This window comes from Zobellella denitrificans (assembly GCF_002407485.1).
GTDB lineage: Bacteria > Pseudomonadota > Gammaproteobacteria > Enterobacterales > Aeromonadaceae > Oceanimonas > Oceanimonas denitrificans.
Genome location: NZ_CP012621.1, coordinates 2,005,861 through 2,029,325, shown reverse-complemented (window position 1 = coordinate 2,029,325; position 23,465 = coordinate 2,005,861). Strand labels below are relative to the sequence as shown.

The 23,465-nt window shown below is 63.5% G+C and carries 22 protein-coding genes and 3 tRNA genes; 10 read left to right on the top strand and 15 right to left on the bottom strand.

What is annotated here, in order from left to right:
• Positions 1-2: 2 nt before the first annotated feature.
• Positions 3-1,322: a tetratricopeptide repeat protein gene (locus AN401_RS09630; RefSeq protein WP_096779192.1), complete on the bottom strand. Its 1,320-nt coding sequence runs from the start codon at positions 1,320-1,322 to the stop codon at positions 3-5.
• Between the two features lie 152 nt (positions 1,323-1,474).
• Here AN401_RS09630 and AN401_RS09625 point away from each other — a divergent pair, with 152 nt between their 5' ends.
• From AN401_RS09625 to tsaB, 3 genes are all read left to right on the top strand, one after another.
• Positions 1,475-2,449, top strand: a complete 975-nt coding sequence (locus AN401_RS09625; protein ID WP_096779191.1) for an AraC family transcriptional regulator — start codon at positions 1,475-1,477, stop codon at positions 2,447-2,449.
• Positions 2,450-2,520: 71 nt separating this feature from the next.
• A complete protein-coding gene (locus AN401_RS09620) occupies positions 2,521-4,440 on the top strand; it encodes an ATP-dependent DNA helicase (RefSeq protein WP_094038186.1) in 1,920 nt (639 codons plus the stop codon).
• Between the two features lie 8 nt (positions 4,441-4,448).
• Entirely contained in the window at positions 4,449-5,129 is a 681-nt protein-coding gene (tsaB, locus tag AN401_RS09615) for a tRNA (adenosine(37)-N6)-threonylcarbamoyltransferase complex dimerization subunit type 1 TsaB (protein ID WP_094038187.1), read from the top strand.
• A gap of 20 nt (positions 5,130-5,149) precedes the next feature.
• On the opposite strand, the gene AN401_RS19765 is transcribed toward tsaB, so the two are convergent.
• Positions 5,150-5,305: a hypothetical protein gene (locus AN401_RS19765; protein WP_157772219.1), complete on the bottom strand. Its 156-nt coding sequence runs from the start codon at positions 5,303-5,305 to the stop codon at positions 5,150-5,152.
• 110 nt (positions 5,306-5,415) lie between these two features.
• On the opposite strand from AN401_RS19765, the gene fadD reads away from it, so the two are divergent.
• Positions 5,416-7,125, top strand: coding sequence for a long-chain-fatty-acid--CoA ligase FadD (fadD, locus tag AN401_RS09610; RefSeq protein ID WP_096779190.1), 1,710 nt, complete (start codon positions 5,416-5,418; stop codon positions 7,123-7,125).
• A 105-nt stretch (positions 7,126-7,230) separates the two neighbouring features.
• Positions 7,231-8,328: a ribonuclease D gene (rnd, locus tag AN401_RS09605; RefSeq protein WP_096779189.1), complete on the top strand. Its 1,098-nt coding sequence runs from the start codon at positions 7,231-7,233 to the stop codon at positions 8,326-8,328.
• A 36-nt stretch (positions 8,329-8,364) separates the two neighbouring features.
• On the opposite strand, the gene minE is transcribed toward rnd, so the two are convergent.
• From minE to minC, 3 genes are read right to left on the bottom strand one after another with little or no spacing between them, the layout of a single operon-like run.
• Complete coding sequence (gene minE, locus AN401_RS09600) at positions 8,365-8,658, bottom strand: cell division topological specificity factor MinE (RefSeq protein WP_094038190.1); 294 nt, start codon at positions 8,656-8,658, stop codon at positions 8,365-8,367.
• Between the two features lie 3 nt (positions 8,659-8,661).
• Positions 8,662-9,474 (bottom strand): septum site-determining protein MinD, encoded by an 813-nt coding sequence (gene minD, locus AN401_RS09595; RefSeq protein WP_094038191.1) that lies wholly within the window; start codon positions 9,472-9,474, stop codon positions 8,662-8,664.
• Between the two features lie 24 nt (positions 9,475-9,498).
• Positions 9,499-10,170: a septum site-determining protein MinC gene (minC, locus tag AN401_RS09590; RefSeq protein WP_094038192.1), complete on the bottom strand. Its 672-nt coding sequence runs from the start codon at positions 10,168-10,170 to the stop codon at positions 9,499-9,501.
• 105 nt (positions 10,171-10,275) lie between these two features.
• Between minC and AN401_RS09585 the strand changes: the two genes are divergently transcribed.
• Genes AN401_RS09585 through AN401_RS09575 form a run of 3 tightly spaced genes read left to right on the top strand, consistent with a single transcriptional unit; the run spans position 10,276 to position 11,689 of the window.
• Entirely contained in the window at positions 10,276-10,557 is a 282-nt protein-coding gene (locus AN401_RS09585) for a YcgL domain-containing protein (protein ID WP_094038193.1), read from the top strand.
• 31 nt (positions 10,558-10,588) lie between these two features.
• The gene (locus AN401_RS09580) at positions 10,589-11,251 is read left to right on the top strand and encodes a fumarylacetoacetate hydrolase family protein (RefSeq protein WP_096779188.1); all 663 of its coding nucleotides are present in this window, start codon (positions 10,589-10,591) and stop codon (positions 11,249-11,251) included.
• Positions 11,252-11,254: 3 nt separating this feature from the next.
• Positions 11,255-11,689: a YcgN family cysteine cluster protein gene (locus AN401_RS09575; protein ID WP_094038195.1), complete on the top strand. Its 435-nt coding sequence runs from the start codon at positions 11,255-11,257 to the stop codon at positions 11,687-11,689.
• A 39-nt stretch (positions 11,690-11,728) separates the two neighbouring features.
• Here AN401_RS09575 and dsbB read toward each other — a convergent pair whose 3' ends face one another.
• The gene (dsbB, locus tag AN401_RS09570; protein WP_094038196.1) at positions 11,729-12,250 is read right to left on the bottom strand and encodes a disulfide bond formation protein DsbB; all 522 of its coding nucleotides are present in this window, start codon (positions 12,248-12,250) and stop codon (positions 11,729-11,731) included.
• Between the two features lie 124 nt (positions 12,251-12,374).
• Here dsbB and fadR point away from each other — a divergent pair, with 124 nt between their 5' ends.
• Entirely contained in the window at positions 12,375-13,091 is a 717-nt protein-coding gene (fadR, locus tag AN401_RS09565) for a fatty acid metabolism transcriptional regulator FadR (RefSeq protein WP_094038197.1), read from the top strand.
• A 33-nt stretch (positions 13,092-13,124) separates the two neighbouring features.
• Here the strand turns inward: fadR and AN401_RS09560 are convergent, their stop codons facing one another.
• Genes AN401_RS09560 through AN401_RS09550 form a run of 3 tightly spaced genes read right to left on the bottom strand, consistent with a single transcriptional unit; the run spans position 13,125 to position 17,869 of the window.
• Entirely contained in the window at positions 13,125-14,648 is a 1,524-nt protein-coding gene (locus tag AN401_RS09560; RefSeq protein ID WP_094038235.1) for a SpoVR family protein, read from the bottom strand.
• Positions 14,649-14,655: 7 nt separating this feature from the next.
• Positions 14,656-15,924, bottom strand: coding sequence for a YeaH/YhbH family protein (locus tag AN401_RS09555; protein ID WP_094038198.1), 1,269 nt, complete (start codon positions 15,922-15,924; stop codon positions 14,656-14,658).
• Between the two features lie 22 nt (positions 15,925-15,946).
• Positions 15,947-17,869 (bottom strand): PrkA family serine protein kinase, encoded by a 1,923-nt coding sequence (locus tag AN401_RS09550; protein WP_094038236.1) that lies wholly within the window; start codon positions 17,867-17,869, stop codon positions 15,947-15,949.
• Positions 17,870-18,570: 701 nt separating this feature from the next.
• Between AN401_RS09550 and AN401_RS09545 the strand changes: the two genes are divergently transcribed.
• Positions 18,571-19,158, top strand: a complete 588-nt coding sequence (locus AN401_RS09545; RefSeq protein WP_096779187.1) for an FMN-dependent NADH-azoreductase — start codon at positions 18,571-18,573, stop codon at positions 19,156-19,158.
• 54 nt (positions 19,159-19,212) lie between these two features.
• Here the strand turns inward: AN401_RS09545 and AN401_RS09540 are convergent, their stop codons facing one another.
• From AN401_RS09540 to AN401_RS09515, 6 genes are all read right to left on the bottom strand, one after another.
• Positions 19,213-20,535 (bottom strand): aspartate aminotransferase family protein, encoded by a 1,323-nt coding sequence (locus AN401_RS09540; protein ID WP_096779186.1) that lies wholly within the window; start codon positions 20,533-20,535, stop codon positions 19,213-19,215.
• A 181-nt stretch (positions 20,536-20,716) separates the two neighbouring features.
• A tRNA-Val gene (locus AN401_RS09535) sits at positions 20,717-20,793 on the bottom strand.
• Positions 20,794-20,813: 20 nt separating this feature from the next.
• Positions 20,814-20,890, bottom strand: a tRNA-Val gene (locus AN401_RS09530).
• A 24-nt stretch (positions 20,891-20,914) separates the two neighbouring features.
• Positions 20,915-20,991: transfer RNA gene (locus AN401_RS09525), tRNA-Val, on the bottom strand.
• A 91-nt stretch (positions 20,992-21,082) separates the two neighbouring features.
• Positions 21,083-22,117 (bottom strand): DUF3080 family protein, encoded by a 1,035-nt coding sequence (locus AN401_RS09520; protein ID WP_096779185.1) that lies wholly within the window; start codon positions 22,115-22,117, stop codon positions 21,083-21,085.
• Positions 22,062-23,444, bottom strand: a complete 1,383-nt coding sequence (locus tag AN401_RS09515; RefSeq protein WP_198401898.1) for an MATE family efflux transporter — start codon at positions 23,442-23,444, stop codon at positions 22,062-22,064. Before AN401_RS09515 ends, AN401_RS09520 begins: the two co-directional genes overlap by 56 nt.
• Positions 23,445-23,465 lie beyond the last annotated feature (21 nt).

Below are 23,465 nucleotides of genomic sequence, written 5' to 3'. Positions count from 1 at the left end.
GGTCAGGACAAGGCCGTGCGGCTTCTCGCCAGCAGGCTGCGGTTGATGCCGCTGTGGGGCTTGAGCGCCAGGCGCTCCCGGGCCAGCGCCTCGCCCAGCCGGGCGAAGCCGCCGCGCAGGGCCGCCTCGGCCAGGGTCAGGTCGATGATGTCCCGCTGGGCGTGGCTGCCGCCGAAGCGGTTGACGATATGGCGCGCACCGTAGAGCCGCTCCACCGCCAGCGGGTAGTCCCCGTGCCGGAAGGCGACGAAGCCCTCGATCAGCGGCCGGCCGGTTTCCCGGGCCCAGGCCGCGGTTTCGCCGTCCTCGTTGGCCTGGTACCGGGCCAGCAGCCGGGCGATCTTCTGCTCCTGCCCGGCGCCCAGGTAGGCCATGGCCGCGTGCCAGTCGTTGAAGGGATAAAGGCTGCCGTCGGCGTGTTGCTCCCACACCTCGGCCAGCTCCCGCCAGCGCGCGTCCGGCTCCAGGCCGGCCAGCTGCAGCCGCCACAACAGGGCCGTGGCGTCGACCAGATCCAGGGCGACCGTGCTCTGTCCCTCGCGCACCGGCCCGTCATAGAGCGCCAGGGCCTGGTCGGGCTGGCCCAGCTCCAGGTGGCACAGCGCCCGGTGCCACCAGTTGTGCACCTTGAAGAAGTTGTCATCCCCCGACCAGCAGGATTCCCGGCTCTGCATCCAGCCGATGCCGTCTTCGGGCCGGCCCTGCATTTCCATCACATGGGCCACGGCGTGATGGGCCCAGCAGTCGAGGGGCTCCAGCGCCAGGGCCTGCCGTCCCCGCTCCTCGGCCCGGCCATAGTCACCGCACTCCTCCAGCCCGAAGGCATGCATGCCGAGCAGGACGGAATAGCCCGGCAGCTCGGACGACCAGCAGGGCAGGGCGCGGGCCAGCCGATCGCGCAGCGCCCGGGCGTTGGCGCGATAGAAGTCCAGCAGGTGACCGCATTGCAGCGCCACCATGTCCCTGGGGTGGTCGATGCTGTGCCGCTCGAGGGCGATTGCCGCGGCCGTCCAGCGTCCGTCGAGCAGGAGCCCGAGGGCGCCGAGGTGGGAAGCCTCGCGTTCGTTGAGACGCATGGCGCCGAGACGCCGGACCAGGGTGGCTGCCTCGCGCGAGGCCGCCGGCTCGGTGGCTCCGGCCAGGATATGCGCCTTCATGATGGCGGCCATGGCGAAGTCGGGCGCGCGTTCGAGGGCGCGGTCGAGCAGGCCGATGGGATCCCCCCGGTAGAGGTTGAACGCGGTCACGGCCTGGTCGAACAGGACGACGGCCTCCGCCGAGGCGCCGCTGAGGGTATTGCCTTGCTGATCGCTGAGCTTCATGGTTGGACTCCCGGTAAGCGAACCTGGCCGAGCCAGGGCCGCCTGCGCGGGCCCCCGGCTCTCCTGTGCTAAGATTAGGCGCGGGGCACCGCCTGAACAATGCGCGGGGCGCCGGGACTTTTGCCCGATCCGCCGACCCTTCGGAGCCGTCCATGGATCCCATTTCCGACATAGTGCAGGGCCTGCACCTGAGTGGCGGCCTCTTTCTCGATGCGCAATTCGGCGCGCCCTGGTGCGTCGTCGCCCGGGTCGGGCCGGAGGACTGCCATCCGTTTTCCGCCACGCCCCGCCATCTCATCGCCTACCACTACGTGACCGAGGGCCAGCTGCAACTGCAGCTGGCCGGCCAGGCGCCGGTCAGCCTGAGCCGAGGCCACCTGGTGCTGTTGCCCCACAACGACGAGCACCGCCTGGGCAGCGACCTGACGCTGCCGGCGGTGGGGGTCGACGGCCTGATCCGGCCGGCCGGGGAAGGGCAGTGCCTGCCCTCCATCCGCTACGGGGGGGAGGGGCCCCGGGCCCGGATCCTCTGCGGCTTTCTCGGCTGCGATGGGCCGGGGGATCCCTTGCTGCCGTTGCTGCCGGGGGTGCTGGTGCTCAGGGTGGCGGACGCGGCCACCGGGGACTGGATCGAGAGTTCCCTGCAGTTCGCCGCCCGGCAACTGGCGAGCGGCCGGCTGGAGTCCCCGGCGATGCTGGCCCGGCTGGCGGAACTGCTGTTTATCGAGGCGATCAACGGCTGGCTGCGGGCACAGCCGACGACTTCCCAAGGGTGGCTGGCGGGCTTGCGGGATCCCGTGGTCGGACGGGCGCTGGGGTTGCTGCATGGCCGCCCGGGCCAGCGCTGGACCACGACGCTGCTGGCGCGGGAGGCGGGGTTGTCGCGCTCGGCCTTTGCCGAACGGTTCCGGACGCTGCTGGGCGAGCCGCCGATGACCTACCTGGCCCGCTGGCGGATGCAGGGGGCGGCCCGGCAACTGGCGGAATCCGCCTTGCCCCTGTCCCGCATTGCCCTCGAGGCGGGCTACGACTCCGAGGCGGCCTTCAACCGGGCTTTCAAGCGTGTCTTCGGGCTGCCCCCGGCGACCTGGCGCCGGCGGCAGCAAAGCGAAGACCCGGCGCCCTGAAGCCGCCGGAGCCTGCCCGTCGCGGCGCTATTTTGCTATCATCGGTTTTTTGCCAGCGGATACAGCTTGCCGTGGACGATCAGAACAGTTCAACGCTTTTTGCCGAGCAGGGCCCCCTGGCCCGGGCCATCGACGGTTTTACCCCCAGGGCGGCCCAGGTGGCCATGGCGGCGGCGGTGGCCCGGGCGCTGGACGACCAGGTTCCCCTGGTCGTCGAAGCGGGCACCGGCACCGGCAAGACCTACGCCTACCTGGCGCCGGTGCTGGCGGCGGGCAAGAAGGTGGTGCTCAGCACCGGTTCGCGCAACCTGCAGGAGCAGCTGTTCCACCGGGATCTGCCGACCCTGGTCGGGGCCATGGCCTACCATCATCCGGTGGCCCTGCTCAAGGGGCGGGCCAACTACCTCTGCCTGGAGCGGCTGGCGCTGTTGAACGATGCCGTGCCCGGGCTGTCGCCCGAGGGCCTGGCGGATCTGCAAAAGGTCAGGCGCTTCGCCCCGCTGACCACCAGCGGCGACGTGGGCGACATTCCGGGCCTGCCCGAACGCAGCGAGATACTGCCGCTCATCACCAGCACCAACGACAACTGCCTGGGGCGCGACTGCGGCCATTACCAGGACTGCCACCTGGTCAAGGCCAGGGCCAGGGCGATGGAGGCCCAGGTGGTGGTGGTCAACCATCATCTGTTCTTCGCCGACATGGCGGTACGGGACACCGGCTTCGGCCAGCTGATCCCCGACGCCGAGGCCTATATCCTGGACGAGGCCCACCAGCTGCCGGAGATCGCCGGCCAGTACTTCGGCCAGAGCCAGTCCAGCCGGCAGTTCGTGGAACTGGCGCGGGATCTGCGCCTGGCCCAGAAGGTGGAGGCCAGGGACATGGCGCAGCTGGGCAAGGCCGCGGATCAACTGGAGCGCAGCGCCCAGGATCTGCGACTCGCTTTCGGGCTGGAGGCGGGCCGCGGCCAGCTGAGGCCCATGCTGGCCCGTCCCGCCGTGGCCCAGGCGCTGGCGCGTCTTCGGGAAAGCCTGGAATTCTGCTACGAGGTGCTCAAGCTCGGCCTGGGGCGGGGCGAGCAGCTCGACCAGTGCTTCGAGCGGCTGATCGGCCTGCGTACCCAGCTGGAGTCGCTGACCCGGGTCGAGGAAAACGGCTATTCCTACTGGTTCGACTGCAGCCGGCTGCACGTCAGCCTGCACAAGACGCCGCTGTCGGTGGCGGAGCGCTTTGCCGCCGAGCTGGCCAAGGAGGGCGTGAGCTGGGTCTTCACCTCCGCCACCCTGGCGGTGGGCGACAGTTTCGCCCACTTTTGCGCCGATCTCGGGCTCGAACGCTGCCGCACCTTGCAATTGGACAGCCCTTTTGATTACCCTCGCCAGTCCCGTCTGTGCGTGCCCCGCTACCTGCCCGAGACCAACGGGCCCGGCCGTGGCCGGGTGCTGGCCAACACCCTGGTCGACACCCTGGCCCGGGTGCCGGGGGGCAGCTTCTTCCTCTGCACCAGCTACCAGGTGATGAACGAGGTGGCCGAGGTGCTGCGCGCCCGGCTCGACCGTACCGTGCTGGTACAGGGGGAGGACAACAAGGTGCGGCTGCTGGAGCAGTTCGGTCAGGACGGCCGGGCGGTGCTGGTGGCCACCGGCAGCTTCTGGGAAGGCATAGACGTGCGCGGCGATGCCCTGCAGTGCGTGGTGATCGACAAGCTGCCCTTCAGCGCGCCGGACGATCCCCTGCTCAGCGCCCGGCTGGAGGATTGCCGGCGGCGGGGCGAGGACGGCTTCGCCCGGGTCCAGTTGCCCAAGGCCATCATCACCCTCAAGCAGGGGGTGGGGCGGCTGATCCGGGACGTGCAGGACAGGGGCGTGCTGGTGATCACCGACGGACGCCTGGTCAACCGGGCCTACGGCGCCGACTTTATCAGGAGCCTGCCGGCCATGCCGCGTACCCGCTCCCTGGAGCGGGTGGCCGAATTTCTATCAACCTTGGAGTAACAGACAGCATGACCCGACTACTGGCCATCGACACCGCCACCGAAGCCTGCTCCGCCGCCCTCTGGCTGCAGGGCGAGGTGCTTTGCCGCTATCAGGTTGCCCCCCGGGGGCATACGGATCTGATCCTGCCGATGGTGAGCGAACTGCTGGCCGACGCCGGGATCACGCTCGGCCAGCTCGACGGCCTGGCCTTCGGCCGGGGACCGGGCTCCTTTACCGGGGTGCGCATCACCTTAGGGATCGCCCAGGGCCTGGCTTTCGGCGCCGACTTGCCGTTGCTTGGGGTTTCCAACCTGCAGGCCCTGGCCCAGGGCGCACACCGGCAGAGCGGGTGCGAACGGGCGCTGGCCGCCATCGATGCCCGCATGGGAGAGGTTTACGTCGGCGGTTTTCGCCTGCACCAGGGCGTCATGGTGGTCGAGGAGGAAGAGCAGGTACTGGCCCCGGCCGACTACCTGGCCGGCACCCCTTCGTCCTGGGAGCAGGGTGCCGGCAGCGGCTTTGTCACCTATCCTGAACTGGCAGCACGGGTCGGGCAGCGGTGCGAGGCGGTGCCCTTTCCCGAGGCGCGGGACATGCTGCCCCGGGCGCTGCAGGCATTGCAGGCCGGGGAGGGGGTTGCCGCCGCCGACGCCCGGCCCGTCTATCTGAGGGACAAGGTGACCTGGCAGAAACTGCCCGGCCGCTGACAGGAGCCAGGGTGGCAAACTTACCAGAACCGCAGCAGGAGGAGCAGGAAGGATCCCTGCTGCTTTATCCGCAACGCCCCTTCCACCGGACGCTGCTGTACCGCCGGCGCCGGCAGCGCCAGCAGCGGCGTCAGATCCGGCATTGGCATCACCGGCGCCGCTGACGTTGGTTTCATCACATCCTTGTTAAAATTTCGTTGTTTTTGTTGCGCTGTGCAGGTAGCTTTTTAGAGCTAAAGCTTTAAACGGTTGATTTAAAGTCACCCCCCTGTCGCAGGAGACTGATATGGAACAGATCCCGTCCGGCGTCCAGCCGGCGCCCTTATCCGACAAACCCTGGCTGCGCCGCTACCCGGAGGATGTGCCCGCCGAGATAGACGCGGATCGCTTCGCCTCCCTGGTGGAGATGTTCGAGCAGAGCGTCGCGGCCCACGCCGACAAGCCGGCCTACACCAACTTCGGCCAGACCCTCTGTTACCGGGAGCTGGACCGGTTGTCCCGGGACTTCGCCGCCTACCTGCAGCAGGGGCTGGGGCTGGCGCCCGGCGAGCGCATCGCGCTGATGATGCCCAACCTGCTGCAGTATCCGGTCTGCCTGTTCGGTGCCCTGCGCGCCGGCCTGGTGGTGGTCAACGTCAACCCGCTTTACACCGCCCGCGAGCTCGAGCACCAGCTGCGGGATTCCGGCGCTCGCGCCATCGTCATCGTGGAGAACTTCGCCCATACCCTGGACAAGGCCATCAGGCAGACGGCGGTGGAGCGGGTGATCCTGACCCGGATGGGCGATCACCTGGGGCTGGTGAAGGGCACCTTGCTGAACTTTGTGGTCAGGCACATCAAGAAGATGGTGCCCCGCCACCATCTGCCGGCCTGGGTCGGCTACCAGGAGGCCATGGCCAGGGGACGGGCCATGGACTACCGCCGGCCCGAGCTGTCCGGCGACAGCCTGGCCTTTCTGCAGTACACCGGCGGCACCACCGGCCTGTCCAAGGGGGCCATGCTCAGCCACCGCAACATGCTGGCCAACGTGGAGCAGTGCCTGGGGGTCTATGGCCCCGTGCTGGACGAGGGCAAGGAGCGGGTGGTCACCGCCCTGCCGCTCTACCATGTGTTCGCGCTCACGGTAAACGGCCTGCTGTTTCTGCGCCTGGGTGCCCAGAACCTGCTGATCACCAATCCGCGGGACATTCCCGGCTTCGTCAAGACGCTCAAGGGCTTCGATTTCACCTGCCTGACCGGGGTCAATACCCTGTTCAACGCCCTGGTCAACAACCCGGACTTCCAGGGCCACGACTTCGGCAGCCTGAAGCTGACCATCGGCGGCGGTATGTCGGTGCAGCGGGCGGTGGCCGAGCAGTGGCAGGCGATCACCGGCAGCAAGCTGCTGGAGGGCTACGGCCTGACCGAATGCTCGCCGCTGGTGACCGTCTGCCCCTACGACATGGACGGTTACAACGGCTCCATCGGCCTGCCGGTGTGCTCCACCGAGGTGCGGCTGGTGGACGACGAGGGCGAGGTCATCACCCTGAGCCAGACTCCGGGCGAGATGGAGGTGAGAGGGCCCCAGGTGATGAGTGGCTACTGGGGGCAGAGCGGGGACGACGACTCGACTTTCCACGACGGCTGGCTGCGCACCGGCGACATCGCCACCATGGACGAGCAGGGCTTCCTGAAGATAGTGGATCGCAAGAAGGACATGATACTGGTGTCGGGCTTCAACGTCTTCCCCAACGAGATCGAGGACGTGGCCATGCTGCACCAGGCGGTACTGGAGGCGGCGGCGGTGGGCGTGCCCCACAAGGAGACCGGCGAGATGGTCAAGCTGGTGGTGGTGAAGAAGCCGGGCGGCGAGCTGGACGAAAAAGCGCTGATCAGGCACTGCCGGCAACATCTCACTGCCTATAAGGTGCCTAAGGTGATAGAATTTCGCGACGAATTGCCCAAAACCAATGTCGGCAAGATATTGCGCCGGGAACTGAGGGACAGGGCTGCCTGAGCGGCAACCCCGGGCGCCCGATAACCATCCCGGGGGCGCCCGGCGGAGCTGGCCCGCGCGTTTCGGCGCCCAGCCCGGATTCTGTCTTGCCGTAATCGAGCACCCATGACCTATACAGTGATCACCGATAACCAGACCCTGGCCGACTTCTGCGCCACCGACGCCACCCTGCTGGCGGTGGATACCGAGTTCGTCCGTACCCGTACCTTCTACGCCAAGCCCGGCCTCTACCAGTTGCACGATGGTCGCCGCACCGCCCTGATCGACCCGCTGGCGGTGGCCGACCTCTCGCCCTTGTGGCGGCTGCTGCACGATCCGGGCCGGATCTGCCTGCTGCACGCCGGCGGCGAGGATCTGGAGCTGTTCCAGCACCAGAGTGGCGCCCTGCCGGCCCGGGTGCACGATACCCAGCTGGCGGCGGCCTTCCTCGGACTCGGTGCCCAGCTCGGTTTTGCCGCCCTGGTCGAGCAGTTGCTGGGTGTCAGCCTGGACAAGGCCCATGCCCGCACCGACTGGCTGGCCCGTCCCCTGTCGGCCGAGCAATTGCGCTACGCCGCCGACGATGTCATCTACCTCTATCCGCTGTACGAACGGCTGTGGCAGCAGCTTGAGCAGAAAGGCTTTACCGCCTGGTTCGAGCAGGAATGCGAGTGGACGGTGAAGCGACGCAGCGTCAGCACCCCGCCGGAGCTGGCCTACCTGGACATCAAGAATGCCTGGACCCTGGACCGGCAGGCCCTGGGCGTACTGCAGCGCCTTTGCCAGTGGCGGCTGCTCGAGGCCCGGCGGCGGGATCTGGCGGTGAACTTCGTGGTCAAGGAGGCCCACCTGGTGCAGGTGGCTGAGCGGGCGCCGCGTTCCCTGTCCGATCTCAACCGGCTGGGACTGGAGCCGATGGAGATCAAGCGTCACGGCGATACCCTGCTGGCGCTGGTGCAGGAAGCGCTGGCCAGCCCCGACAGCTGGCCCGAGCCGGTCAGGCGGCTGGTGGATTATCCGGGGTACAAGGGCGAACTCAAGCGCATCAAGGGACTGGTCGAGCAGGCGGGGGAAGATGCCGGCGTGCCGGCGGAGCTGATTGCGTCCAAGCGGCTGATCCACCAGTACCTGAGCTGGAAGTGGCGGCTGGAAGAAGCCGAAGACGTCACCCCGGCACTGTTGCAGGGCTGGCGCGGCGAGCTGCTGGGCGCCCGGCTCCGGTAGAATAAGAAAAGGGGGCGCCTGGGCGCCCCTTGTCCTTTACAGGCTGGCCTTGTCTTTGTCCTTATCCTTGTCTTCCGGCTCGGGCAGCATGATGTTCAGCTCCAGCACCGACAGGTTATCCCCTTTCTGATCGAGCTGGACCGAGATCTGATCGAGATCGATGTCCACGTATTTACGGATAACGTCCAATATATCCTGTTTCAACTGCGGCAGATAATCCGGGGTATCCCGCTGGCTACGTTCGTGGGCAACAATGATCTGCAGGCGCTCTTTGGCGATCTTGGCGCTGTTCTGGGGCTTTCTTGAACGAAAATAGTCCAGTAGAGACATAGGTTAACTCCCAAAAAGTCGGCTGAAAAATCCCTTCTTTTCCTCCTCGAGGAAGCGGAAGGCGCGTTCTTCGCCCAGCAGGCGGGCCACGGTGTCCGCATAGGCCTGGCCGGCATCGGATTCTTCGTCCAGGATCACCGGCTCGCCGGCGTTGGAGGCCTTGAGCACCGCCGGGGACTCGGGGATCACGCCCAGCAGCGGGATGGCGAGGATCTCCTGCACGTCCTGCACGCTCAGCATGTCGCCCCGGCTGACCCGTTCGGGAGAGTAGCGGGTCAGCAGCAGGTGCTCCTTGATGGGCTCCATGCCTTTCTCGGCGCGGCGGGACTTGGAGGACAGGATACCCAGGATGCGATCGGAATCCCGTACCGAGGACACCTCCGGGTTGGTGGTGACGATGGCTTCGTCGGCGAAATAGAGTGACATCAGGGCACCGGTTTCGATGCCGGCGGGGGAGTCGCAGATGATGTAATCGAAATCCATGGCCGCCAGGTCGTTGAGCACCTTCTCGACCCCGTCCCGGGTCAGGGCGTCCTTGTCCCGGGTCTGGGAGGCCGGCAGTATGTAGAGCTGCTCTACCCGCTTGTCGCGGATCAGGGCCTGGTTGAGGTTGGCGTCGCCATTGATGACGTTGACGAAGTCATACACCACCCGCCGTTCGCAGCCCATGATGAGATCCAGGTTGCGCAGACCGATATCGAAATCGATCACTACCGTCTTGTGGCCCAGTTTGGCCAGTCCGGTGCTGATCGCTGCGCTGGAGGTGGTTTTACCCACGCCTCCCTTACCCGATGTGACGACGATAATTCGTGCCATAGTGTGTTCCTAAAAGTCGTAAAATTAGAGTCTGTCGAACTTTAACTGTTCGCCCGCCAGGGAAATACTGACTGCCTGTTCCCAGTTGGCACCTTGCAAGCCATCGCTCAGCTGGTAATGACCGGCGATGGAGATCAGTTCCGCCATCAGCTGCTGGCAATAGATGCGGGCCGATTCGTTGCCCTTGGCGCCGGCCACCGCCCGCCCGCGCAAGGGGCCATAGATATGGATGCTGTCATCGGCGATCACCTCGGCCCCGTTGCCGACCGCGCCCAGTATTACCAGGGAGCCGTTGGGGGCGTAGACCTGCTGGCCGGAGCGCACCGGTCCACGGTGCACCTTGGTGCCGGGCTGGTTGAGCAGGGCGGCGGGCACTTCCTGCACCGGCACCTTGCCGGTGGTCATGACCGCCAGCCCCGCGTCCCTTACCGCGGCCCGGGTGTGGTCGTCCTTGATGCCGCTGACCCCGACCGGGACCAGGTCAAGCTCCCTGATGGCGCCGGCCAGGGCGTTGAAGTCGGGTGTTTGCGAGAGTTTTTCGATATTGATGACTAAAGGTGCGGCTCGGAAGAACTCCGGCGCCTGTGCGATTTTTTCAGCCAATTGCTGTTTTACCCGCTGAATATCGCTATCGGTAATATGGGCTACCGACAGGGTAAAGCTACTGCCTTTTAATTCGATGCCACGCTCCGCCATTTGCGGCTTTCCCCCGAGGATGCAATCCTTTTTGTTATTGGTCGTGCTGATGTTATAGTTTGCCATCTTCACTGGCAATAAACCCGACGGATTATAGCAATTTCCATGTTGTGTGTAGTGTATAAAAGCCCGAAAAAGGCGGAGACCTATCTTTTCGTCGAGCGGCGCGACGACTTTTCGCGTGTGCCGGCCGCCTTGCTGGATACTTTCGGCACCCCGCAGTTGGCGATGATCGTCAACCTGGCCACCAAGACCCGGCTGGGCCAGGCGGATATCGACAAGGTCAGGCTGGCGCTGCGCACCCAGGGATATTATCTGCAGTTGCCGCCGCCGCCCGACGATCTGCTGAAGGCCCACCTGGCCGCCCGGGGCAAGTCCCCGGCCTGACCCTCCCGCGTGCACCGAACAGGAGCCTCTTATGTACCAACATCTCGATTTGCAGGGCCACCCGCTGCCTTATGCGGTGGGCAAGGTGGTCTGCGTGGGCCGCAGCTACAAGGATCACGCGGCGGAGCTGAACAACCCGGTGCCGGAACAGCCCTTGTTGTTCATCAAGCCCTCCACCAGCCTGGTGGGGCTGGAGGCGCCGCTGCTGCTGCCCCGTGGCCAGGGGGCGGTGCATCACGAGCTGGAAGTGGCCCTGCTGATCGGACGCCGGCTGTGCCACACCGAGCCAGGGCACGCCCTGGAGGCGGTGGCCGGCGTCGGCCTGGCGCTGGATCTGACCCTGCGCGAGGTGCAGGAGCAGCTCAAGGCCAAGGGCCATCCCTGGGAGCGGGCCAAGGCCTTCGATGGCAGTTGCCCCATCAGTCCCTTCGCCCTGCCCGAGGTGCTGGATGATTTACAGCACCTCAAGTTCTCACTGGCGGTGAACGGCCAGGAGCGCCAATCCGGCAATACCGCCCTGATGCTCTGGTCCATCGGCGAACTGCTGGCGGAGATGAGCCGCTGTTTCACCCTCAACCCCGGCGACGTGGTGCTGACCGGCACGCCCAAGGGCGTGGCCGAACTCAGGCCCAATGACCGGCTCGAGCTGCAGCTCGACGGCCAGTATCGTTTCGAAGCAAGGGTGGCAGGCTAGGTGATGCAGTCCGATTTCTGGCATAGCAAACGGCTCGACGAAATGAGCGAGCAGGAATGGGAAGCCCTGTGCGACGGCTGCGGCAAGTGCTGTCTCAACAAGCTGATTGACGAAGACACCGATGAGCTGGTGCACACCAACGTGGCCTGCGAACTGCTCAATACCCACAGCTGCGCCTGCAGCGACTACGCCAACCGTTTCGCCCGGGTACCGGACTGCCTGAAGATCACCCGGGACAAGCTGGCCGACTATTACTGGCTGCCGTCCACCTGTGCCTACCGCCTGCTGGCGGAGGGCAAGTCACTGCCGTCCTGGCATCCGCTGCGCACCGGCTCCAAGAGCGCCATGCACAAGGCAGGCCAGTCGGTGCGGGGCAAGGTGGTGCTCGAATCCCAGGCCGGCGACTGGGAAGATCATATCATTACCTGGGCCAGTTGACCGGCTACAGTGAAGTGTGAGGCGCATCTGCCTCACGCCTCACGCCTCACGCCTCACGCCTCGCCTCAACGCACCGACCAGCCGTACGACGATAAAGAAGGCCGCCAGGCCCGCCAGCAGCGCGAAAATCCCCATCAGCCACTGGGGCATGCTCCAGCCCAGCCAGGACCAGTCCACGTCGGCGCAATCTCCGGTGGGGTGGAACAGTGCCGGCATCCAGCGGTCCAGCGGGGCCCAGGCGGGAAATTCGGCGAAGCTGGAGCACTGGTTGAAGGGGGAGGGGTTGAGCTGGTAACCCACGTGCTCTTCCGCCAGCAGATATCCCTTGGCGGACGCCGCCAGCCAGCCCGGCAGGGCGAGGTTGCCCGGCATCCCCTGGGGCGCCAGCCAGCCCAGCAGGCCGGCGAGGATGACACCGACCAACGCGGCGCGCTGATAGACGCACATGACGCAGGGGTGGTAGCCCTGCACATACTGGAAGAACAGCGCGATCAGCAGCAGCAGGGCGGCGCCGGCGGTGAGCAGGGCCCAGGCAAAACGGGAACGGGAGAAGGCGTACAAGTTCGGATCCTCATGGTCTCGGGTCGGCGGCGTGTCCGGGTGGTTGCGCTTGTGAGAAACTGGTCTGCCCTGTTATCATCATTGTCAGTCTTGCCTGCCTTAACAAATTTAACAGAGTGGTTGCATGGTCATAAAGGCACAAAGCCCAGCCAGTTTTGCGGAAGAATATATCATAGAGTCTATCTGGAACAGTCGATTTCCGCCGGGCTCCATCCTGCCTGCCGAACGGGAGCTGTCCGAATTGATCGGCGTTACCCGAACCACCCTGCGTGAGGTGCTGCAGCGGCTGGCCCGGGACGGCTGGCTGACCATACAGCACGGCAAGCCGACCCGGGTCAACAATTTCTGGGAAACCTCCGGCCTGAACATCCTGGAGACCCTGGCCCGGCTGGACGAGGACAAGGTGCCCGAGCTTATCGAGCAACTCCTTTCCGCCCGTACCCATATCAGCAGCATCTTTATCCGCGGCGCGGTCAAGAATGCCCCCCAGCGGGTCATCGCCCTCGCCGGTGAACTCGAGCAACTGGCGGACGAAGGCGAGGCGTTCGCCCGCTTCGATTACGAGCTGCACCACCAGTTGGCCTTCGCCTCCGGCAATCCCATCTATGCCTTGATCCTCAATGGTTTCAAGGGGCTCTATTGCCGGGTGGGGCGTTACTACTTTTCCCGTCCGGCGGCCCGGGCCCTGGCTGCCGACTACTATCGCACCCTGGCCCGGCTTGCCGCCGAGGGCAGGGTGGAGGAAGTAGCCGAGGTGGTCAGGGAATACGGCAAGGCCTCGGGGCGGTTGTGGCACGAGATGCGCGAGCACATGCCCGACAGCCTGGTGCAGCAAAAATAAACAACAACGCCTCCGCAGGGAGGCGTTGTTGTTTCAGATGGCGGAAGGGGATTTGTCCGGGCAACGGCCGACGATGGTGGCGCCGCCGTCCGGCTCCTCCTGCTCCAGTATGACGTCGAATCCCCACAGCCGGTGCACATGCTTGAGCACCTCATGGCGTGATTCCGCCAGCGGGATGCGGTTGTGGGGCACATGGCGCAGGGTGAGGGAGCGGTCGCCCTTGACCTCGACGTTGTACACCTGCAGGTTGGGCTCCAGGTTGGACAGGTTGTACTGGTTCGACAGGGTCTGGCGCAGCTGGCGGTAACCCAGTTCGTCGTGGATGGCGGAAATCTCCAGGTAGTTGCGGGTGTCGTCGTCGGCGACCGCGAACAAGTGAAAGTCGCGCATCACCTTGGGCGAGAGGAACTGACTGATAAAGCTCTCGTCCTTGAAGTTCTCCATGGCAAAGTGCAGGGTCTTGACCCAGTCGCTGCCGGCGATGTCCGGGAACCAGGCCCTGTCTTCCTCGGTCGGCCGTTCGCAGATCCGGCGCAGATCCTGGAACATGGCGAAACCCAGGGCATAGGGGTTGATGCCGGAATAATAGCGGCTGTTGTAGGGCGGCTGGAAGATCACGTTGGTATGACTGTGCAGCACCTCCATCATGAAACGGTCGGTGACCAGGCCTTCGTCGTACATGTGCTGGGTGATGGTGTAGTGCCAGAAGGTGGCCCAGCCCTCGTTCATCACCTGGGTCTGCTTCTGGGGATAGAAGTACTGGCTGATCTTGCGCACTATGCGTACCACCTCCCGCTGCCAGGGCTCGAGCAGGGGGGCGTGTTTCTCGATAAAGTAGAGGATGTTCTCTTCCGGCTCTGCCGGATAACGCCGTTTCTTTTCTTTCTTGGCGTCGTCCATGCGCGGCAGGGTCCGCCACAGCTCGTTGACCTGGGTCTGCAGGTAGGCTTCCCTGGCCTTTTGCCGACGACGCTCTTCCGCCAATGACAGCTTCTGGGGGCGCTTGTAGCGGTCCACCCCGTAGTTCATCAGGGCATGGCAGCTGTCGAGGATGGCCTCCACCTCGGTCACCCCGTACTTTTCCTCGCACTCGTTGATGTAGTTTTTGGCAAACAGCAGGTAGTCGATGATCGACTCGGCATCGGTCCAGGTCTTGAACAGGTAGTTGTTCTTGAAGAAGGAGTTGTGGCCGTAGCAGGCGTGGGCCATCACCAGGGCCTGCATCGGCATGGTGTTTTCCTCCATCAGGTAGGCGATGCAGGGGTTGGAGTTGATCACGATCTCGTAGGCCAGCCCCATCTGGCCACGCTTGTAATTCTGCTCGGTCTGGATGAATTTCTTGCCGTAGGACCAGTGGTGGTAGCCGATGGGCATGCCGATGCTGGAGTAGGCGTCCATCATCTGTTCGCCGGTGATGATCTCTATCTGGTTGGGATAGGTATCGAGGCCGTAACCGGCGGCGATACGGGCGATCTCCCGATGATAGCTCTCGAGCAGATCGAAGGTCCAGTCGGGGCCGTCACTCAGCGGCCGGGTTTTCGCGATTGCTTCTGCCATGGTCACCTCACGCCGCTTGTTTCTTGAACAGTTCCCGGAACACGGGGTAGATGTCTTCCACCGACCGAATGTGCTCCATGGCGAAATTGGAATAGCTGCGCGCTATGCTCTCGTATTCGTGCCACAGGGTCTGGTGGGCCCGGTTGGTGATCTCGATATAGGCGTAGTAGCGTACAAAGGGCATGATGTCGTTGTTCAGCAGTTGCCGGCACAGGGGTGAATCATCGGCCCAGTTGTCGCCGTCGGAGGCTTGTGCCGCGTAGATGTTCCATTGATCCGCCGGATAGCGTTCCTGCATCACGTCCTTCATCATCTGCAGGGCACTGGAGACGATGGTGCCGCCGGTTTCCTGGGAGTAGAAAAACTCCTGCTCGTCCACCTCCTTGGCCTGGGTATGGTGGCGGATGAACACCACGTCGACGTTCTTGTAGGTACGGGTCAGGAAGAGGTAGAGCAGCAGGTAAAAGCGCTTGGCCATGTCCTTGGTGGCCTGGTCCATGGAGCCGGACACGTCCATCAGGCAGAACATCACCGCCTGGGTGGAGGGGATGGGGCGCTTGATAAAGTTGTTGAAGCGCAGATCGAAGGTGTCGATAAAGGGCACCGCCGCGATACGCCGCTTGAGCTCGAGTATTTCCTCCTCGATGTCCTGGATGCGGGCATAGTTTTCCGCCGGACGCTTGCCGAGCTCGGCCAGCTCCTGCTCCAGCTCGGCCACCGTGGTCTTCTTGCCGGCCTGCAGGGCGGTGCGCCGGGCCAGGGACTGGCGCAGGGAGCGGACGATGTTGATGTTGGCCGGCACCCCGTCCGAGGTGTAGCCGGCGCGGAAGGTTTTCATTTCGCTGATTTTGTTGAGCTTGTTTTTCTCCAGGTTGGGCAGCTCCAGGCCGTCGAACAGCAGGTCAAGGTATTCATCCTTGGAGATCTCGAACACGAAATCGTCTTCTCCGTCACCCTGGTTGCTGGCCTCGCCCTGGCCTCCGCCCTTGCCACCGCCGCCGAGGGGCCTTTCAACCCGGTCGCCGGTGATGAACTGGTCGTTGCCCGGGTGGACCTGCTCCCGTTTGCCGCCCTTGCCCTGATGAAAGAAGGGCTCGGAGATATCACGGGTGGGAATGGAGACACTCTCGCCCTTGTCGATATCCTGAATGCTGCGTTTCAGTACCGCATCCGATACCGCCTTTTTGAGTTGTTGTTTGTAGCGGCGGATAAAGCGCTGCCGGTTGACAGCGCTCTTGTTGCGGCCATTTAGTCGTCTGTCGATAAAATGCGCCATACACTCCCCCAAAATCCTTCCGTCAGGTTGATTTACGCACCCGCAGGTACCACTCGGACAGCAGCCGCACCTGCTTGCGGGTGTAGCCTTTTTCCATCATGCGGGCGACGAAGTCGTCGTGTTTCTTCTGCTCCTCGGCACTGGTCTTGGCGTTGAAGGAGATGACCGGCAGCAGCTCTTCGGTATTGGAGAACATCTTCTTCTCGATAACGGTCCTGAGCTTCTCGTAGCTGGTCCAGTTGGGGTTCTTGCCGGCGTTGTTGGCCCGGGCCCGCAGCACGAAGTTGACGATTTCGTTGCGGAAGTCCTTGGGGTTGCTGATGCCCGCCGGCTTCTCGATTTTTTCCAGCTCGGCATTGAGCGCGGACCGGTCGAACAGCTGCCCGGTTTCCGGATCCCGGTATTCCTGGTCCTGGATCCAGAAGTCCGCGTAGGTGACGTAACGGTCGAAGATATTCTGGCCGTACTCGGAGTAGGACTCCAGATAGGCGGTCTGGATTTCCTTGCCGATGAACTCGACGTATTTGGGGATCAGGTAACCCTTGATGAACTCCAGATAACGGTCGTGCACTTCCTGCGGGAACTGCTCCCGCTCGATCTGCTGTTCGAGCACATAGAACAGGTGCACCGGGTTGGCCGCCACTTCCGCATGGTCGAAGTTGAATACCCGGGACAGGATCTTGAACGCGAAGCGGGTGGACAGCCCGGTCATGCCTTCGTCCACGCCCGCGTAATCCCGGTATTCCTGGTAGGACTTGGCCTTGGGATCCGTGTCCTTCAGGCTTTCGCCGTCGTAGACCCGCATCTTGGAATAGATGCTGGAGTTTTCCGGCTCCTTGAGACGGGACAGCACGGTAAACTGGCCCAGGGTTTCGAGGGTGCCGGGCGCGCACTTGGCCCGGGCGAGCTCGCTGTTGGTCAGCAGTTTCTTGTAGATCTCCACTTCTTCGGTGACCCGCAGGCAGTAGGGTACCTTGACGATATAGACCCGATCGAGGAAGGCTTCGTTGTTCTTGTTGTGTTTGAAGTGCTGCCACTCCGATTCGTTGGAGTGGGCCAGGATGATGCCCTCGAAGGGGAGGGCGGACAGCCCCTCGGTACTGTTGTAGTTGCCTTCCTGGGTGGCGGTGAGCAGGGGGTGCAGCACCTTGATCGGTGCCTTGAACATTTCCACGAATTCCATCATGCCCTGGTTCGCCCGGCACAGGGCGCCGGAGTAGGAGTAGGCGTCGGCATCGTTCTGGGCGTAATGCTCAAGCTTGCGGATATCCACCTTGCCCACCAGGGCGGAGATGTCCTGGTTGTTGTCGTCGCCAGGCTCTGTCTTGGCGATGGCGATCTGGTCGAGCACCGACGGATAGACCTTCTCGACCCGGAAGCGGGTGATGTCGCCGCCGTATTCGTGCAGGCGCTTGACCGCCCAGGGCGACATGATAGGCCTGAGGTAGCGGCGCGGGATACCGTATTCCTGCTCCAGTATGGGGCCGTCTTCTTCCGTGTCGAACAGGCAGAAGGGATGGTCGTTGACCGGCGAGTCCTTGAGCCGGTAGATGGGCACCTTCTGCATCAGTGACTTGAGGCATTCGGCCAGGGAGGACTTGCCGCCCCCCACGGGACCCAGCAGGTACAGGATTTGCTTCTTCTCTTCCAGCCCCTGGGCGGCGTGTTTCAGGTAGGAAACGATCTGCTCGATGCTGTCTTCCATGCCGTAGAAGTCGGCAAAGGCCGGGTAGCGGGCGATGACCCGGTTTGAGAACAGCCGGCTGAACCTCGGCACCTGGGCGGTGTCGATCATTTCCGGCTCGCCGATGGCCATCAGCAGCCGTTCGGCGGCGGAAGCGTAGCACGCCTTGTCTTCCCGGCACATGTCCAGGAACTCCTGCAGGCTGTACTCTTCTTCCTTGGCCTTTTCATAGCGCGTTTGGTAGTGCTCGAAGATACCCATGATATTGTCCCCCATAAATCCCGGCTCCGACATCTTGCGTTATTGCATTAAGAAGAAAGAGCCTTGCGCACACATCTTTCAGTCCTTTATTGAAAGGTTAGACAGGATTGCGCCAATACGCTTGTGTAACGCTCAGAAAAATCGAAGATTTTGCGAAACAGCTCCCAATTGGGGGTTGTCTCACTTGAATCTTGTTTTGCGGCTCGGATGGCCGCAAGCAAGATGAAGCCGAGACGGGGGAGCGGGAGGGTGAAACGTCAATAGGGAATAACCTTTACGTTAGCGTAACCAAGCTGTTCGTTTGCTGCTCAGTTAAACGGTTTGTGATTTTTTTACGTTGACTTCACAATTGCGCCCGGTTAGATTGAAAGGGCATCAAGGTCTAGCCAATTGCTCCAGCCTAAATTCAGCAACTTGTTAGGTATGATGCGTAGCTCTGTTTAAGCACGTTTCCGTTTGTTTGACCCTCGCTTGCGAGGGTTTTCTTTTTTGTTATAAAACCACAAGCTTGATATTACGTTTACGTAAACGAGCTTTGATTGTCGTCATTAAATTCAAATTTTTTGAATTTGTTGTGCGTTAATTTCCGATTTCTCCCGCCCCTACCTTGCCCTAAAGTGACCCCATCCGCTGAGCATGGCAGCCTGTTATGACAGCAAGATGTTAGTTCAGCACGAATTTACAGAAACAGGAGTGGTCACATGAGCAAGACACTGGTACTGAAGTCCAGCATTCTGGGTGAATATTCGCAGTCAGCAAAACTGATAGATTACATGATCGAGCGAGCCGGTGCCGAAAGGGTACAGATCCGGGACCTGGCCGCTGAACCGTTGCCGATGTTGGACGGAGCCGGTGCCATGGCCCTGCGGGGAGGGGATCAGCTCAGCGAGCAACAACAGGCCCTGCTGGCGCTGTCCGACGGGCTGGTGGAAGAGCTCCAGGCTGCCGATACCCTGATCATCGCCGCGCCCATGTACAACTTCCATATCCCGGTGCAGCTCAAGGCCTGGATCGATCTGGTCTGCCGTGCCGGCGTCACCTTCCGTTACACCGAGCTGGGGCCGGAAGGGCTGGTGAAAGGCAAGAAGGCGGTGGTGGTGACCACCCGTGGTGGCATGCACAAGGACAGCCCCACCGACCTGATCACCCCCTATCTGCGCACCGTGCTGGGCTTTATCGGCATCACCGAGGTGGAGTTCGTCTATGCGGAAGCCCTGAACATGGGCGAGGACGCGCAGAAGGCGGGCCTGGATCAGGCCAGGCAAAGCCTGGAAGCCCTGGTCGCCTGACCCACTTGTTATGCCAACATACAAAAAGCGGGCTGCCTGGGCAGCCCGCTTTTTTCAGCCATAGAGCCGGCGGATGCTCTGTTCAAGTATGCCGACGGTCTGGTCCACATGGTGCTTTTCGATGATCAGCGGCGGCGACATGGCGACGGCATCCCCCAGGGCACGCAGCATCACCCCCTGCTCCCAGGCCGCAGACTGGATCATGGCCCCGCTGGCGCCGGCTTTGCCCGGCAACGGCTCGAACTCGACGGCGGCGAGCAGCGCATAGTTGCGGATATCGATGACCCCCGGCAACCCTTTCAGGCTGTGCAGGCCCTGCTCGAAGTAACTGGCGATGTCGCCGCCCTGGGCGCCCCGGCGCAGCAGGCCGCCCTGCTCGTAGATATCCAGGGTGGCCATGGCGGCGGCGCAGGCCAGCGGGTGGGCCGAATAGGTATAGCCGTGGAAGAATTCCACCCCCGGGCCGCCTTCGTCCACCACCGCCTGGTAGATATGATCGCCGGCGAACACCGCGCCCATGGGGGCGGCGCCGTTGGTCAGGCCCTTGGCCGTGGTCATGATGTCGGGCAACACGTCGAAGGTCTGGCTGGCAAAGGCTTCGCCGGTCCGGCCGAAGCCGCAGATCACCTCGTCGAAGATCAGCAATATGTCGTGCCGGTCGCAGATCTCGCGCAGGCGCTTGAGATAACCCGCCGGCGGCGGCAGCACGCCGCCGGCGCCGGTGATGGGCTCGACGATGACGGCGGCGATGCGGCTGGCATCGTGCAGCCGGATCAGCCGCTCCAGCTCGTTGGCCATGTCCACCCCGCCGTGCAGCGGCAGGCCGCGGGAGAAGGCGTTCAGGGCGAGATCCTGGGTATGGGAGAGGTGATCCACCGGCAGCCACTGGCCAAAGGCCTTGTAGTTGCTGGTGATGCCCCCCACCGAGATGCCGCCGAAGTTGACGCCGTGGTAGCCTCGCTCCCGGCCGATAAACAGCTGCTTGCCACCCTGGCCCCGGGCATGGTGATAGGCCAGCGCCATCTTGAGGGCGGTTTCCACCGATTCTGAGCCGGAGTTGGTATAGAACACCTTGTTCAGGTTGCCCGGGGCCAGGGCGGCAAGGCGCTCCGACAGCTCGAAGGAGAGGGGATGGCCGAAGCCGAAACAGGGGGCGTAATCCAGGGTCCTGGCCTGCCGGGCGATGGCTTCGGCGATATGGGGGTGGCCGTGGCCGGCATTGCAGCACCAGAGGCCGGCGGTCATGTCCAGCACCTGGCGCTGATCGTCCGTGGTCCAGTACATGCCCTTGGCGCCGGTAAGCATGCGCGGTTGTGTCTTGAAGCCCTTGTTCGGGGTGAAGGGCATCCAGTGGGCGGCCAAACTCTGATGATTCATGGGTCTCTCCGTTATTCGGGTGGTCTGCGGTCGGCAAGGTACCGTATCGGGAGACAGTGTGATCAAAGTGTTAAGGTTTAAAAATCACGTCGTTTCAATGTTCAGTTTGAGCGGGCTAGACATAACCGGAGAAGCCAGGAAGGCGGGCACAAAAAAACCTGCGCGAGGCAGGTTCAGTAACTGGTGCGTTCTAGTGGACTCGAACCACCGACCCCCACCATGTCAAGGTGGTGCTCTAACCAACTGAGCTAAGAACGCAAAATCTTTGCACTGTAATCTGGTGCGTCCTAGTGGACTCGAACCACCGACCCCTACCATGTCAAGGTAGTGCTCTAACCAACTGAGCTAAGGACGCATTGTATTGCTGTCGCGGCTGAACTGGTGCGTTCTAGTGGACTCGAACCACCGACCCCCACCATGTCAAGGTGGTGCTCTAACCAACTGAGCTAAGAACGCAGGCCGCCTTCAGGCGCTGCGTATACTAGCCAAGGGCGGGGGCAGGGGCAAGCGTTTTTTCTTGTTGAACAAACGGATGGAGAACTATTGTTCAAGTCGGCGAAATATCGCACCGGGCCAGGAAGCGTTGCCACAGCCGGGCATGTTCCAGGGTCAGCTCCCGATAGCGGCGATAGATCCGGCTGTCGAGCCCCAGGGCGAAGTGGCGGCGGTACTCGGCCAGTTGGTCGTTGCCTGGCACTGGCGGATTCAGGGTGCGCTCCAGCAGGGGAGCCAGCTGCACGAACTGGCGATCGAGCTGGCTGAAGTAGGCCTGGATGTCCCTGATATAGTAGTGCTGCATGGCGTTGCGCAGCCGCTCGGCCTGGTCCCGGCCCCGGGGACCGCAGTCGAACCGCTCCAACTGCTGCAGGAACCCGATGCTCTGCTCGAGGTAGTGGGCGGCACTGTGCAGGGAATAGAACAGCTGCCCCAGGTAATCGTTGTCGTAGAGGCCGCTGAGCGCCAGGTTAAGTTCCCGGACGGTGAGGGGTGCCGGCTCGGCCAGGCCCCGGGCCTGGCGGTGGAGGCGGTCGAACAGGGTAAAGGCCGCCACCGTTTCCTGGTAGCCGCCCTGCTGGGCGAAGCGCAGGGTCCGGGCGCGGGGCATCAGGGCGGCGCGGATTTCCGGCTCGGCCACCATCATGTTCCAGTGGTAGCCGGGCAGCAGCGGTGCCTTCAGGGACTCGACCTCGCTCAGCCAGTCCTGCAGGGCCGGATCCTTGGCCCGGGCCAGGCAGTCGTGCAGCCCCTGCTGGAATTGCAGGTGATAGAGCAGCATGGCGGCCGCACTCTGGCTCTTGCCCACCGGGCTGTTGTGTTCCCCGACCAGGCCGAGCAGCCGGCACTCGCCGAGCTTGAGGGTATCGAGCAGGCCGGCGGTGACCCGTTGCTGCTGTTGCTGCAGCGTCCGCTGGGGCGGCAGGGCCGGCAGGGGATCGGGCGGGGTCAGGCGCGGCGGCGAAACCTCCAGCACATTGGCCACCCGGGCCAGGTAGGTCTGGAAGTGCCGCTCCAGCTCGTTATGGGGGTTACAGGCCGTCAACCAGAGGCAGAGCAGCCCGACTGCGTTTTTCCACCCTTTCATAGATAATGCGCAACCGCCAGATCAACAGGAATGCCGCTACCGATAAGCCTACCAGAAAACCGATCCAAAAGCCGTGCGGGCCCATGGCCGGCACCAGCCAGTCGGTGAGGCCCAGCACCATGCCCACGGGCAGGCCGCACAGCCAGTAGGCCACCAGGGTGATGTAGAAGATCACCTGGGTGTCCTTGTAGCCCCGCAGGGCGGCGGCGCCGATGACCTGGGCCGAGTCGGAGATCTGGTACAGGGCCGCCAGCAGCAGCAGGCTGGCGGCGAGTTCGAGCACGCCCGCGTTGTCGGTATAGATGCCGCTTATCCAGTCCCGGCCCAGTATGGTGGCCAGGGCGGTGAACACCGCCAGCGAGCAGCCGAATACCAGGCCGGCGATGCTGGCGACCCTGGCCTGGCGGGCGCCGCCCTCGCCCAGGCGGTGGCCGACCCGAATGGTCAGGGCCATGCCGAGGCTGAGGGGCAGCATGAATACCATGCTGGAAAAATTGATGGCGATCTGGTGGCCCGCGACCACTTCCGATCCCGATGGTGCCAACAGCAGGGCCACCACGGTGAACAGGGTGACTTCGCAGAAAATGGCCATGGCGATGGGAAAGCCCAGGCGGAAAATGCGGCCGATCTGCTGCCAGTCCGGCGCGCTTATGGTGGCAAAGACGGTGAAGCGCCGCAGCAGGGAAGAGCGGCGGGTATAGATCACCATGGCCAGCAGCATGGCCCAGAACACCAATGCCGAGGCATAGCCGCAGCCCACGCCGCCGAGGGCCGGCAGGCCCAACTTGCCGTGGATCAGCACATAGTTGGCCGGCACGTTGACCGCCAGGCCGATAAAGCCGATCACCATGGTGGGCAGGGTGTGGGACAGGCCTTCGCTGAAGTTGCGCAGCACCTGGTAGAGGGCATAGGCCGGCATGCCCCAGAGGATGCCGTGCAGGTAGCCGGTGGTCTTTTCGGCCAGCACCGGCTCCACATTCATCCAGTGCAGTGCCAGGGGAGAGTAATAGAGGGCGAGCCCGGTGGGCACCATCACCAGCAGGGTCAGCCAGAAGCCCTGGTGCACGGCGCCGGCCACCTCGTCATGGCGACGGGCACCGTTGAGTTGCGCTATGATGGGGGTCAACGCCATCACCACGCCCTGTACCAGCAGGATGATCGGCAGCCAGAAGCTGGTGGCCACCGCCACCGACGCCATGTCGGTGGCACTGACCTGGCCGGCCATGACGGTATCGACAAAGCTCATGGTGGTCTGGGCGACCTGGGCCACCAGTATGGGGCCGCACAGCCGCAGCAGGTGCAGGGTTTCGGAAAAATAGGGCTTCAGCGCCATCTGATGGTTCTCGCT